The following is a 13,190-nucleotide window of genomic DNA, read 5'->3' on the forward strand; positions in this document are numbered from 1 at the left end:
AGTGGCGCCTCCTAATAGATATTTGAGATAAAGATGGCTATAGCAGATAAACAAGGATTTTACGTAGAGCTGGAGTCTATTCGAGGCTTGATGGCGTGGTGGGTCGTTTTTGGCCATCTCTACTCTTGCTTTCGTCAGTCGATAGGCTATGTACCGTCCATGGTTAACGAGTTTTTGTTGGCCACCGCCATTCCGGTAGACATATTTATCTGTCTAAGTGGCTTTTTTATCGCAAAGGCACTATGCGGTAAAAATAGCGGCTATGGATCATATATTATTCGCCGAGCTTTCAGAATCATTCCAATCTATCTGCTGGCTATGTTCCTGGCCGTATTATTATTTAACGACAGGATGAGTGTTCGCATGGAGATGCCTTGGAATACCCCAGGGCAAGTGGCTGCTATTGAGAGTTACTGGACGAGCATAACGAGTAATATTGCGGCTTACCTACTTCCCTGCTTGCTATTGCTGCAGGGAGTGATTCCGGATCAATGGCTTGCACATTCAGGGGATTCCTTTTTGGCTCCGGCGTGGAGTCTCACTCTGGAATGGCAGTTCTACCTAATCGCACCGTTTATCATGGCGGCGTTTCTGCTTAAACGAGGCAAGGAACTACTTGTTGCGTCAAGTTTGCTTGCGCTGTTGCTGCTGACCAAATCAAGCCTGACATTCTCTTATGGCAGTTTTATTCTAGTGAAACTACCCGTATTCATCATAGGCATGCTGACCCATGACTTGATTAGGCGCGATGAAGGTAGTGCGTTGAAAAATGGACTTTTAATCGTCGTCATAGTATTGGCGGTTGGTCTGATTACCCGTTCCTTTGCCAGTTTTGCCTCTATCACTTTATGGTCGATGTTAGCCATCGTACTCAAGCTCAACAGCAGGCTGGAACTGCCTTTGATAACCAAAGCCTTCGAACTATTGAAAGCGCCTTTAAGGAATGCTGTTTTGGTCAGGTTGGGTGTGCTGTCGTACTCCACCTACTTGATCCATATCCTTATAATTGACTTGGTGCTTATCCTAGCGAGAGAGTTAGGCTATTTAAGTAGCGATAAGACAGCGATGTTTATTTGCCTCTCAATACTGTTGACTTATGCGGTTTCGACGTTAATTCATCGGTATGTAGAGATGCCATTTATTGATATAGGCAAGAGAGTAGCTGCTTCAATTTATGCTAGAGAACTAAAATGCCAGTAAGGGTCCTCGTCAACTACATATTGTTTCCATTGTTATTGGTGGCGACGGCATTCAATCTGAGATATCGATTGACAGGAGCGGAAATACATCTTGGGGGCGCGGAGCTATCCATTGCGCCCTACGATATATTCCTAATATTGATACTTGTATCAATCATCTTCTTCAGTAAAAAAATCAACCTTGAAAAGATTAAAATTGATCGGATCACCGGAATGGCTATTTGTTTTGTCGTTCTGTCATCTGTGTCAATAATTAATTCGGAAGCTGTGAGTTTTACGCTATATGAAATCTTCAGGCATTGGAAAATCATAGTTTTGTTCTTAGTGGTAAGGTCGGTTTTCCAAGACGGTAAGTCCATGGAAAAATTCACAAAAGTAACGGCGCTGCTGATACTGTTTGAGACTTTGTATGCGGCTTATCAATTGGCAACCGGTGATGTTACTGAGGATGCTCAGCAGGTTAAAGAACTCTTTGTAGAAAATGGTATTACCCGAGTCACGGGTACGTTAAGGCATCCGGCTTTGCTGTCCCTATTCACCGTATTGTTACTGCCGTTTTGCGTATATGGGGCCGTTAATGGTCGGGGCAGAATGCTGTATATCAGCGCAATCGCCGCGGGATTTGTGGTTATTTGCCTGACTTACTCACGAACTCAGATCGTACTGTATTTTTTTGTAGTAGGTCTTTGTTTGTTCTATTTTAAGCGCCCAAATGGGAGTTCGATTTTAAGAAACAAAAAAATTGTCTACACTTCGTTGGTGTTTTCTGTCGTAATTTTGGCCGGTGCTATTTATAACCTGGAAAATTTATATGCACGTTTTTTTGATGCGCCGGAGTCGAGCACTACATCGAGACTGATTTTGGCAAAAATCGCTCTGAATATGTTTGTAGAGCATCCACTCATTGGTGTGGGGTGGAATAACTTTGTAGATGTAATGGAGAAGTACGACGAATTTGGGGCTTCAAAGAGTTTCAGATATCCCGCACACAATATGTACCTGTTGGTCATGGCGGAAACCGGGATTCTAGGGATTGTTAGCTATTTGGCGCTAATATTCGGTGTTTACAAAATTCACAAGAATACAATTAAGAGAGGGCGCGGTGTGGCTGTCAATAATGCTTCCGCGGCCGCAATGGTTTCTATTATTGCCATATTGATTACCGGGATTCAGGGCTGGTCATTTCGAGCCGATAGTATCCAAGCTATTATCTGGATAAATTTTGGAATTATCTGCGCTCTCAATGATCGAGCAAAACGATATGCTTAGAAACGCTTTGCTTTTTGTGATGCTTTTTGCATTCGCGTTTAGCTCATTCGCGTCCGAAAGAAGAGTTCAGGACTATAAGGTCGGTATGCAGTTAAGAGGCTTTAATATCGACTTGAATCTTACTGATCAAGATTTCAAGGATCTTGATAGTCTAAATGTTAATGCTGTGCGGGTCGCCTTTGCTTCACGTCCACTATTTGATGATAAAGGCGGATTAGATAGTGCCGCAGTTGCGGTTCTTGATAACTACATTATCTATGCAAAAAAATATAATATATTGCTCGTGATCGATATTCATACGTTTCCCGGTAATGTCAAAAAATATTCGGGATCCAAAGATGATGAGTATTGGCGTAACGCTGAATTGCAGCGAAATCTGATCGAAAGCTATAGCCAACTGGCAGAGCGTTTCAAAGATGAAACCGCGGTGATTGGCTATGACATAGTAAATGAGCCCGCACCTACAGAACTTAATGAATATCTTGTTTTTTTGCAGAAAATTTCAACAACCATCCTGGACGTCTCCCCCGGAAAGTTGGTTCTGATCCAGCCACGCATAACCATTCAACCGAATGGTATTCCAAATGGACAGCGATCTAACTGGAGCGAAATCACGCACTTGATTGATAATAAGCAGATAATTGGAAGTCTGCATTATTATGATCCAGGGGATTTTACGCATCAGGGAGTTCATAACTTCCCTAAAAATCAGCGCTTGCCATTCTTGCTGAGAAGCGAGAGAGGCTTGGACCTATATTTCAAAAAAACACTGTGTCGAGTCTTAAGCTATCCAGGGTCGGTAGTAGTAGGGGAATTTAGTGTTTCGAATTATAGCCCGGTTCATGACTCTGATTTGTATATGAACACGCTGCTTGAGTTGTTTGAGCGCAATGGCTGGAGTTGGTTCTATCACTCCTATAAAGAAGCGGATATCTGGAATCCTAAATTATCACTTACAAAAAAAGGACTAGCTCCGGATTCGGCATCAAAAAAATATTCGCTGCTGAAAGCTCACTTCAAATTAAATGATCGATTTCAGACCTCAGATTGAGGGCGAGTAGGAGTTTTACTTGAAGGCAATTCAGTTGTTGATTTCTTCTTTTGGTGCCGCTGGCACAACTTTTTTACTTCAAGTGATATTAAGTAGGGCGTTGGATGCGTCCAGCTTTGGACTTATATCATTCTCTAATGCTATCACTATAACCCTCGGAGCTTTGGCATTCAGCGGAGTTAATAGCCTGCTTCTTAGAAGAGTCAGTCGGAAACCGGATGAATATGCTGAGTATGTGCAAATTGCATACGCTTGCCTTTTGCTCAATACCTTAGGTGCTTATCTGGTGAGTGTCGCTCTGCTGTACGGTGCCGGAATCGGTATTTTTCAGGCGGTAGCTCTGGCGACGGGTGTTGTAGCGTTATCCTCTCAAGCAATAGTGATAACCCAAGGGCAACTCAGGAGTAGCTCTCTACGAATTTCGTTCGGGCAGGTTGTTGTACCTCTCTCAAGAGTTCTGATTGTTGCTACGGTTTTTTATGTGATCACTCCTAGTTTGAATAGCGCCGCAGGCGCTCTGGGAGGTGCCAATATATTTTGCGCAGTGTTGTGCCTAGCACTGTTAACGCGCCACAAAAAAAACGCAGGATTGAAAGTTGTTGGATTTCTTAAAGACTCTATTAAATATTCATTAAATGGTGCGCTGAATATAGCTCAGTTGCAGATTCCTATTTCTCTATTAGGCTTGATTTATGGGTCTACTTATTCAGGGTATCTAGCAATATGTAATACATTGCTCACTGCGCTGTATATAGCGCCAAATACAGTGTTTAACACCTATTTGATAAAAAAATATCATTCTCTCTCAAGTCATGAGAAGTCAGTACCCATTAAGCATGCAATGTATTCGTTTGCAGTAGGATCTATATTTGCTGCCGGATTATGCGGCTACTCTCAGGATATCGTACGTTTGGTTTTCGGTGGTGAATATGATTATGCGGGGCAGGTATTACAGATTGCTGCCCTATCTATTCCCTTTAGGTTTTTTGCGACACCGTTAGGCGCCGGATTGTTGAGCGAGGAATGGGTAAGTAGGAAAATAATGATCGCCGGTGTCGGCGTGGTATTGCAAGTCTGTTTATTTATATTGTTTATGTGTTTCGAAGCCAAAGGCATTGGTGCAAGCATCGTGGCTAGCGAGTTCTTCATAGCCATCTCGTACTTAATTCTTTATAGAAAGAGCATCAAAGTATGAATGTTTCTGTTATTGGGTATTATGGAAATAACTTCGGTGATCTTCTAATGCTGAAGTCGCTCCTGGCAATGCAGAAGCCAGGGGTGCAATTTACAGTCTTAACGTACGGTGATGGCGAGTCGCTAAGAAATCAAAGTTTTATCGAGATCAACAAGATCGGCGTGGTGGAACTTAATAGTGCTAATAGAATGCAGGTATACAAGAGTGTTATAAAAAGCTCCGCGATCGTTTGGGGTGGTGGAACTTGCTTCATGGATGAGGGCGGTACTGGTGGGATCAAGTACATGGCGTTAGGTCGTCTATTCGGTGCCAGTATTATCTATGCAAGTATTGGCGTCGATAATCATAAAAAATTAAAAACCCGATTGATATTGTTTTTCGCAACCGTTATAGCCAAAACGTTTTATGTTAGAGATAAAGCTTCTCTACAGATTGTAAAAACAATAAATCCTTGGGCCCGCATCGGAAAAATTAAACAATCTGTAGATCTTGCCTATGCCCTCGATATAAGTAAAAACGATATGGTAAATGATCTGTGTGAAGCGGGTGATTACATCGTATTGTGCTTGCGTGATCTTGAAGGTTATGGTGATCAATCTAGTAGTGATATTTGTAGTCAGTTGTTAGACCTTGCGCTCAAGATATGTAGTGATTTGGGCGTTAATAGAGTTGGAATTTTTAATGCTGATTCTGAGGTTGATACTGAAGTATCGTTGTATGCTGAAAATGCATTGAAGGATAAAGGTGTTTCAGTGCTTAAGATTTCAGGTTGTGATATCGATAACTCGATTTCATTTATAAAGCAAGCAAGGCATCTACTCAGCGCTCGATTGCATCCTGCAGTAGTCGCCTACTCGCTAGGTACTCCTTTTTCTTTATATAACTACTCCGATAAAAATAAGAAATTTACCTCTGAAACTCAAACCGCTCAATGTCTAATTCACAGAGGGGCGATACAAACCTTTGTGCCTGAATACGCTTCTGGCTTTACAAACGAGAAGAGCGCGCATAGACAGTTGGCGCAATCGACTATTTGCGAAATATATCAATCGTTAAATTAAGTTGAATAAGGATTTTTCCATGGGTTATTTTGATTACTTTATCATCGAACCAGTGGGAGGGCACGGAGGGATGAACTATTATAATACTGGCCTTGGGCAAGGACTGGTTCTAAATAATGCACGTGTCAATCTCTACACATGCCCTGAATCGCTTGAGAGAAGTTCAAGTAATTTTACAATAAATAAGTTTTTCAAGGGCGTTTACGGAAAGTCTAATAAGTTTGTCAGGCTGCTTCGATTCGTCATTGCGCTGATAAGGTCCATTGCAGATATAAAGAAAAAAGGCGGAAAAGTCTGCCATTTGCATTTCTTTCAATATTCGCTGCTCGAATTGATAACGTGCAAGCTGTTAAAGATGAGTGGGGTAAAGATAATTGCAACCATTCATGATGTTGAGTCATTTTCGGGAAATTCTCTGACTCGCACCCACACCGCTATCCTGAGGGCTCCTGAGGAGTTTATCGTTCATAACGAGTTCTCTCGGCAAGAATTGCAGGGCGTGATTTCTGCTCAAGGCATAAAAAAGCAAATATCTATTATACCACATGGTAACTATCTTCCTTTTGTGCAAAGACAAGACCCCGCGTTGTCGCGCCAGCATCTGGCACTGCCTGACGATAAAAAGCTAATACTTTTTTTTGGGCAGATCAAAAAGGTAAAGGGTTTAGATGTACTTTTAAACGCCATGGAGATCGTGTCTCAGCTTGAACCCCAAGCCGTGCTATTGATCGCCGGGAAGGTCTGGAAGGATTCATTTGAGGGTTATGAAGAGTTAATTAAGTCAAAAAATATATCTGATGTTGTGATACCACATATCCGGTACATCAAAGATGAGGATGTTGATTTTTATTACTCCGCCGCCGATGTGGTTGTGTTGCCCTATAAGAAGATCTATCAAAGCGGTGTGTTGCTAATGGCCATGTCGTATGGCTGTATTACTGTGTCTTCACGGTTGCCCGCGATGGCTGAAGTCGTCGATGAAAATCAAAATGGGTTTTTGTTTGAAACTGATAATCCGCAGGATTTGGCTCAACAGATAATTGTGGCGCTGGGCTCAGGTACCGCTGAGAAAATTTCGCAGCGTGCCCGGACCACGATGATAGATAAGCATGATTGGACCCGCGTAGCGCGTCTGCATATTAAGGTGTTTGAAACTCATGAGTAGGCATTTGTTGATTCTAGGTATAAGAGGCATCCCGGCACAGCACGGAGGCTTTGAGACATTTGCTGAAAAGCTGGCGGTCTATTTGCAGGCTAAGGGTTGGAAGATAACCGTTTATTGTCAGGAAGTCGGAACGGGTCCAATCACGGAAACAGACTGGAACGGTATTCGTCGAATTCACATACCTGTCTCTAGGGACGGCGCATTGGGTACCGTTGTTTTCGACTTCAAGGCCGTGTGGCATGCCTTGGGGGAAAAGGGTCTGTTTCTGACGTTGGGGTATAACACTGCCATTTTCAATCTCCTTCAGCGCCTGAAGGGCCAGGTCAATATTATCAATATGGACGGCATTGAATGGCGTCGAGAGAAGTGGGGGAGAATAGCCAAGACCTGGTTCTGGTTAAATGAAAGGTTCGGGTGCTGGGTAGGCAATCATTTGGTAGCCGACCACCCGAAAATTAAAGAACATCTCGCAACACGGGTGAGAGCCGATAAGATAACCATGATTCCCTATGGTGGGGATGAAGTTAAATCCGCTTCTATTGAAGTATTGACTGCGTTCGCTTTAGAGCCAGAGAACTTCTCTATCATTATCGCAAGGCCGGAACCGGAAAATTCCTTTCTGGAAATGGTTGCTGCTTTCAGTTCATCGGTCAGAAATCATAAGCTTGTCGTGCTTGGAAACTTTACTCCCAGCACCAATGAGTATCATAAAAAGGTATTGGATGCAGCCAGTAGCGAAGTGATATTTCCTGGTGCCATCTACGATTCGAAAGTCGTTCAGTCGCTCAGGTATTTCAGTCGGTTCTATCTGCATGGTCATCGCGTTGGTGGCACCAATCCGTCTTTAGTCGAAGCGCTGGGTGCCGGTTGCGCAATTATTGCTCACGATAATTTATTTAACCGTTGGGTCGTGGGTGAAAGTGCTGCTTACTTTACTGATCGAGGTTCTCTTTCTCTACTTCTGGATACATTGCTGAGTGATGAGGAACGTATTGCGGCGATGAAGCAAGCGGGCACAGTAAGATTTTCTGAGTCTTTCAAATGGGAGAAGGTGTTGAGCGAATATGAACAGCTGTTTATTGAATGGCACACTTCATAAGACATCAACCACTTCAGTCTTATCTCAACTATTGCTTTTCGATGAGGTTCTAAATGATTCCGGTTATTTTATCTGGAGGTACGGGTTCGCGCCTTTGGCCGCTTTCGCGCCAACTGAATCCCAAGCAGTTTCTGGCGTTATCCGATAGTGACCTCTCTTTGCTCCAGTCCACCATCCAGAGACTTGATGGATTGGATATACAGTCACCACGACTGATTTGTAATGAAGAGCACCGATTTCTCGCCGCTGAGCAGATGCGCAAATTGGGGCTTGAAGATTCCAATATTCTGCTTGAGCCCATAGGTCGTAACACCGCACCTGCGGTTGCACTGGCGGCGTTGCAGGCAACTTCTGGAGATGAAGATCCGATTCTGTTGATCTTGCCGGCGGATCATAGCTTCAAAGATGTTGCAGCTTTCCAAGAGAGTATCAGGGGCGCGTTGCCACTGGCCAAGGACGGTAAGTTAGTCACCTTTGGTATCGTGCCAACGTATCCTGAAACAGGCTATGGCTATATCGAGAAGGGCGAAGGTGTTGGGGGCGGTGGTTATCGGGTGAACCGGTTTGTCGAAAAACCTGACATGGCGCTGGCTCAGGAGTACTTGCTAACCAACTCGTTCTTCTGGAACAGCGGAATGTTTCTGTTTCGCGCGAGTCGATATCTTGAGGAACTACAAAAGTTCCGGCCGGAAATCCTCTCTGTCTGTATCGAGGCTTTGAACAATGGTTCGCAGGACTCGAATTTTACTCGGGTCGACCGTGCATTGTTCGCTACTTGCGCCGAGGACTCTATTGACTATGCGGTAATGGAAAATACCTCCGACGCCGTCATGGTTACCATGAATGCCGGCTGGAGCGATATAGGCTCGTGGGCAGCCCTGTCTGACACCTTTGCAAAAGACACCGAGGGTAACGTGCTGAAGGGAGATGTGTTCAGTGAAAACACATTCAATACCTATGTCCATGCTAATAGTCGTTTGGTTGCAACCATTGGCGTTTCGGACTTGGTAATTGTTGAAACCAACGACGCAATCCTCGTTGCACACAGGGACCAAGTACAAGACGTTAAAAAAATTGTCGAGCAACTCAAAAGAGCTGATCGCCACGAGCATGTTAACCATAGAGAAGTCTATCGCCCATGGGGTGTGTATGACTCGATCGATAAAGGCTCTCGATATCAAGTCAAACGTATCACTGTGCAGCCAGGAGCGAAGCTATCTGTGCAGATGCATCACCATCGCGCCGAGCATTGGATCGTAGTGAGCGGTACCGCGAAAGTTACTAACGGCGAGAAGACTTATTTGGTTACAGAAAACCAGTCGACTTACATACCTATTGGTCAAGTGCACGCTCTTGAGAACCCCGGGGTTATCCCCCTGGAGTTGATAGAGGTCCAATCGGGATCTTATCTGGGCGAGAACGATATCGTCAGGTTTGAAGATAAGTACGGCCGCGCATGACGCCGCCTTTCTCCCTAGCCCAATAGCGGCTACCCATCATTGATTCAATATTTTATCTTGTAGTCAGGGTCTCCACTCATGTTTAAAAATATCCTCGTTACCGGTGGGTCCGGTTTCATTGGATCAGCAGTGGTACGCCACCTGATAAGTGAAACCACGTTTAGGGTCGCGAACCTGGACAAGCTGACGTATGCGGGTAATCCCGATTCGCTGTCCAGCATTGCCGAATCGCCGCAATATCACTTCTTTAAAGTCGATATTTGTAATGCTCAGGCACTGGACGAAGTATTCACGATGTTTCGTCCGGATGCGGTGATGCACCTGGCGGCCGAGTCTCACGTCGATCGCTCCATTGATGGTCCTGCAGACTTTATCCAGACTAATATTGTGGGAACTTATACCTTGCTCGAAGCTACCCGGCGCTATTGGAACGGGTTGGCTGAGGAGAACAAGCAAGCGTTCCGCTTCCACCATATCTCCACAGATGAGGTTTATGGCGATTTAGAAGGTCTCGATAGCCTGTTCAGTGAAACCACTGCCTATGCTCCAAGCTCTCCTTATTCCGCGTCCAAGGCCAGTTCCGACCATCTGGTACGCGCTTGGCAACGTACCTACGGTTTGCCAGTATTGGTCACCAACTGCTCGAACAACTATGGTCCGTATCACTTCCCCGAGAAGTTGATTCCTCACGTGATTCTCAACGCCCTGCATGGCAGGCCGTTGCCGGTGTACGGCGATGGCTTGCAGATTCGTGATTGGCTGTTTGTCGAGGACCATGCCCGTGCGTTGTGCGAGGTGTTGCTGCGAGGCGAGGCCGGTGAGACCTATAACATCGGTGGCCACAATGAAAAAACCAATATCGAGGTAGTCGAGAGTCTCTGCGACCTGCTCGAAGAGTTGGCGCCTGAGAAACCCGCAGGTGTCGAGCGTTATCGCGACTTGATTACCTTCGTCAAAGATCGGCCTGGTCATGATCTGCGTTATGCCATTGATGCCGGCAAGATTGAACTTGAACTAGGTTGGCGTCCTCAGGAAACTTTTCAAAGCGGCCTGCGTAAAACGGTGCACTGGTATTTGCACAATCAAGAGTGGTGGCAACGGGTATTAAGTGGTCAGTACCAACCAGAACGTCTTGGCCAATCCGCCTGAAACCAGACAAAAACTACCTCTGTTCTCGCTCAGCTTCGAAGGGAATCCCAATATGAAAGGCATTATTCTCGCGGGAGGCTCCGGCACCCGTTTGCACCCCATCACCCGCGGTGTATCTAAACAACTGTTGCCCGTTTATGATAAGCCAATGATTTACTATCCGTTGTCGGTGTTGATGCTTGCTGGTATCCGCGAAATATTAATTATTTCAACCCCGGAAGACTTACCTAATTTTGAGAAACTATTAGGTGATGGATCTTCTTTTGGTATCAAACTCAGCTATGCCGAACAACCTACACCAGATGGTTTAGCCCAAGCTTTTATTATTGGAGAGGAATTTATCGGTGATAGTAAGGTTGCGTTGGTGCTGGGCGACAATATTTTCTATGGCTATGGTTTTAGCGGAAACTTGCTGGAGGCGGCGCAACGTCAATCCGGTGCCACGGTATTTGGCTATCATGTTGCTGACCCAGAACGTTTTGGCGTGGTGGAGTTTGACGGTAACGGAAAAGCTATTTCCATCGAAGAAAAGCCTAAGCACCCGAAATCTAACTATGCGGTCACTGGACTTTATTTCTACGATAACGATGTAGTGCAGATCGCGAAGCAGGTGAAGCCCTCCCATCGCGGTGAGCTCGAAATCACTGACATCAATAATGCATACCTTCAACGGGGCGATTTGCACGTCAGCGTATTGGGGCGTGGTTTTGCCTGGCTGGACACCGGCACTCATGATTCATTGATGGAAGCCGGGCATTTCGTTCAGACGATCGAAGCGCGTCAAGGCTTGAAGGTCGCGTGCCTGGAAGAAGTTGCCTTTAACCAGGGCTGGCTGAGTGCTGCGGAGCTGGACAAGCAAGCCACCGCTCTTCATAAGACCGGTTATGGCCAGTACCTGGCAGGTCTGTTGACAGCGAGGCCTTCAAAATGAATGTCACCCAGACCCATTTGCCCGGCGTTCTAATTATCGAACCCAAGGTGTTTGGCGATGAGCGCGGCTTCTTTGTGGAGTGCTACCAGGAGCCGCGCTATCGTGACGCCGGAATTGATTTACCTTTCGTACAGGACAATCACTCGCGGTCTCAATATGGCGTATTGCGTGGTTTGCATTTCCAGCGTATTCGACCCCAGGGTAAATTAGTCCGGGTTACGCGCGGCGCCGTCTACGATGTGGCGGTCGATATCAACCCCGAGTCTCCGACCTGCGGAGAGTTCGTAGGCGTTGAACTGACGGCAGATAATCATCTTCAACTGTGGATTCCACCGGGGTACGCCCACGGGTTCTGTGTATTGAGTGATATTGCCGATTTTCAATACAAGTGCACCGATTTGTACTATCCAGAAGAAGAGGGCGGTCTCATTTGGAATGACCCTGACGTCAATATTCCGTGGCCATTGGAAACACCCAGGCTTTCGGAAAAAGACCTGCATAACCCAAGCTTGCAAGCTCTATTAGGCAGGAAATGAATATGCGTGTTCTTGTTACCGGTGCTTACGGCCAAGTCGGATACGAACTGCTCCAGCGAGCACCTGCGGGTTTTGCCGTGTTCGGTTATGGTTCACAAGATCTGGATATTAGTAATGCCCGGCAGATCCAGGCAGTGTTTGACGCAGTCAAACCCGAGCTGGTCATTAACGCTGCGGCCTATACCGCAGTGGACAAGGCTGAATATGAAACCGAGAGTGCTTATGCGGTTAACTCGGACGGTGTGGGACTACTCGCGGCAGCTGCGGAAAAACTGGGCATTCCGCTCCTGCATATCTCCACGGACTATGTGTTTAGCGGGGAGGGTGATAAGCCATACACGCCCGATGACATAACCAGCCCTACCGGCGTATACGGGTTGAGTAAGTTGGCTGGAGAGAAACGACTGTTGGAGCAGTGCTCGCGCCATCTGGTTCTCCGAACCAGTTGGGTGTTTGGTGCGCACGGTAATAACTTCGTGAAGACTATGCTTCGGCTTGGAAACGATCGGGACACGTTGTCTGTCGTCGCTGACCAGCACGGGGGGCCGACCTCAGCAGGCAGCATTGCCGATACGCTGTGGGCACTGGCTGCGATTTTTCAACGGGAAGGACGTCTGAGTTGGGGTGTGTATCACTACAGTGGTGTGCCTGCGTGCAGCTGGCATGACTTTGCCAACGAGATATTCACACAGGCTGTCAGCCTTGGCTTGCTGGAAAAGTCCCCACAGGTAAACGCCATCAGCACCGCGGAATATCCAACGCCAGCCAAGCGACCTGGGTGGTCGGTGCTGGACTGTGAGAAGCTGGCCGACACGCACGGTTTGCTACCAAAAAGTTGGGTGCAAGAGCTCCAGTCGGTTCTTCAGAAGTTGGGAGAGCGTCGCAGCGTTTGATGATTGAAAATCAGCGATGTAAAGCCGACCATTAATAACATTCTTCGCAAAAATCAAGCAGTTCAAATCCAGTGCCGTACACTGGAAAGTCCCTGAACCTGCTGAGTTTATTAGACAAATCAACTGATGTTAAAAAAACTGTAGCCATTATCTATGCGGCAGGTGGTCGGTCGGGCTACGCG

General features: G+C 46.1%; 12 protein-coding genes. All 12 read left to right on the forward strand.

Annotated elements, in window-relative coordinates; translation table 11 throughout:
* Nucleotides 1-33 precede the first annotated feature (33 nt).
* Nucleotides 34-1,200: an acyltransferase family protein gene (locus tag ACA055_RS09455; protein ID WP_497683376.1), complete on the forward strand. Its 1,167-nt coding sequence runs from the start codon at nt 34-36 to the stop codon at nt 1,198-1,200.
* Between the two features lie 356 nt (nt 1,201-1,556).
* Nucleotides 1,557-2,468 (forward strand): O-antigen ligase family protein, encoded by a 912-nt coding sequence (locus ACA055_RS09460; protein ID WP_497683377.1) that lies wholly within the window; start codon nt 1,557-1,559, stop codon nt 2,466-2,468.
* Nucleotides 2,443-3,519: a glycoside hydrolase family 5 protein gene (locus ACA055_RS09465; protein ID WP_497683378.1), complete on the forward strand. Its 1,077-nt coding sequence runs from the start codon at nt 2,443-2,445 to the stop codon at nt 3,517-3,519. The genes ACA055_RS09460 and ACA055_RS09465 overlap by 26 nt, the downstream gene beginning before the upstream one ends.
* Before the next feature lie 19 nt (nt 3,520-3,538).
* Nucleotides 3,539-4,714: an MATE family efflux transporter gene (locus ACA055_RS09470; protein WP_497683379.1), complete on the forward strand. Its 1,176-nt coding sequence runs from the start codon at nt 3,539-3,541 to the stop codon at nt 4,712-4,714.
* Complete coding sequence (locus ACA055_RS09475) at nt 4,711-5,775, forward strand: polysaccharide pyruvyl transferase family protein (protein WP_497683380.1); 1,065 nt, start codon at nt 4,711-4,713, stop codon at nt 5,773-5,775. The genes ACA055_RS09470 and ACA055_RS09475 overlap by 4 nt, the downstream gene beginning before the upstream one ends.
* Nucleotides 5,776-5,794: 19 nt before the next feature.
* Nucleotides 5,795-6,940 carry a glycosyltransferase family 4 protein gene (locus ACA055_RS09480; protein ID WP_497683381.1) on the forward strand — a complete coding sequence of 382 codons (1,146 nt, stop codon included), beginning with the start codon at nt 5,795-5,797 and terminating at the stop codon, nt 6,938-6,940.
* A complete protein-coding gene (locus ACA055_RS09485) occupies nt 6,933-8,039 on the forward strand; it encodes a DUF1972 domain-containing protein (protein WP_497683382.1) in 1,107 nt (368 codons plus the stop codon). The genes ACA055_RS09480 and ACA055_RS09485 overlap by 8 nt, the downstream gene beginning before the upstream one ends.
* Nucleotides 8,040-8,092: 53 nt before the next feature.
* On the forward strand, nt 8,093-9,499 hold the full coding sequence (locus tag ACA055_RS09490) for a mannose-1-phosphate guanylyltransferase/mannose-6-phosphate isomerase (RefSeq protein WP_497683383.1): 1,407 nt from the start codon (nt 8,093-8,095) through the stop codon (nt 9,497-9,499).
* Between the two features lie 78 nt (nt 9,500-9,577).
* Nucleotides 9,578-10,648, forward strand: a complete 1,071-nt coding sequence (rfbB, locus tag ACA055_RS09495) for a dTDP-glucose 4,6-dehydratase (protein WP_497683384.1) — start codon at nt 9,578-9,580, stop codon at nt 10,646-10,648.
* 52 nt (nt 10,649-10,700) lie between these two features.
* Nucleotides 10,701-11,579, forward strand: a complete 879-nt coding sequence (gene rfbA / locus ACA055_RS09500; RefSeq protein ID WP_497683385.1) for a glucose-1-phosphate thymidylyltransferase RfbA — start codon at nt 10,701-10,703, stop codon at nt 11,577-11,579.
* Nucleotides 11,576-12,115: a dTDP-4-dehydrorhamnose 3,5-epimerase gene (rfbC, locus tag ACA055_RS09505; RefSeq protein ID WP_497683386.1), complete on the forward strand. Its 540-nt coding sequence runs from the start codon at nt 11,576-11,578 to the stop codon at nt 12,113-12,115. The genes rfbA and rfbC overlap by 4 nt, the downstream gene beginning before the upstream one ends.
* A gap of 2 nt (nt 12,116-12,117) precedes the next feature.
* A complete protein-coding gene (gene rfbD, locus ACA055_RS09510; protein WP_497683387.1) occupies nt 12,118-13,008 on the forward strand; it encodes a dTDP-4-dehydrorhamnose reductase in 891 nt (296 codons plus the stop codon).
* The last annotated feature ends 182 nt before the right edge of the window (nt 13,009-13,190 follow it).

The organism is Pseudomonas sp. LBUM1657 (assembly GCF_059716075.1).

What these genes read in the sequence shown, in the direction of transcription:
- ACA055_RS09475 (WP_497683380.1), top strand. Translation starts at nt 4,711, where the DNA reads ATGAATGTTTCTGTTATTGGGTATTATGGAAATAACTTCGGTGATCTT.
- ACA055_RS09480 (WP_497683381.1), top strand. Translation starts at nt 5,795, where the DNA reads ATGGGTTATTTTGATTACTTTATCATCGAACCAGTGGGAGGGCACGGA.
- ACA055_RS09490 (WP_497683383.1), top strand. Translation starts at nt 8,093, where the DNA reads ATGATTCCGGTTATTTTATCTGGAGGTACGGGTTCGCGCCTTTGGCCG.
- ACA055_RS09455 (WP_497683376.1), top strand. Translation starts at nt 34, where the DNA reads ATGGCTATAGCAGATAAACAAGGATTTTACGTAGAGCTGGAGTCTATT.
- rfbA (WP_497683385.1), top strand. Translation starts at nt 10,701, where the DNA reads ATGAAAGGCATTATTCTCGCGGGAGGCTCCGGCACCCGTTTGCACCCC.
- rfbC (WP_497683386.1), top strand. Translation starts at nt 11,576, where the DNA reads ATGAATGTCACCCAGACCCATTTGCCCGGCGTTCTAATTATCGAACCC.
- rfbB (WP_497683384.1), top strand. Translation starts at nt 9,578, where the DNA reads ATGTTTAAAAATATCCTCGTTACCGGTGGGTCCGGTTTCATTGGATCA.
- ACA055_RS09460 (WP_497683377.1), top strand. Translation starts at nt 1,557, where the DNA reads ATGGAAAAATTCACAAAAGTAACGGCGCTGCTGATACTGTTTGAGACT.
- ACA055_RS09465 (WP_497683378.1), top strand. Translation starts at nt 2,443, where the DNA reads ATGATCGAGCAAAACGATATGCTTAGAAACGCTTTGCTTTTTGTGATG.
- rfbD (WP_497683387.1), top strand. Translation starts at nt 12,118, where the DNA reads ATGCGTGTTCTTGTTACCGGTGCTTACGGCCAAGTCGGATACGAACTG.
- ACA055_RS09485 (WP_497683382.1), top strand. Translation starts at nt 6,933, where the DNA reads ATGAGTAGGCATTTGTTGATTCTAGGTATAAGAGGCATCCCGGCACAG.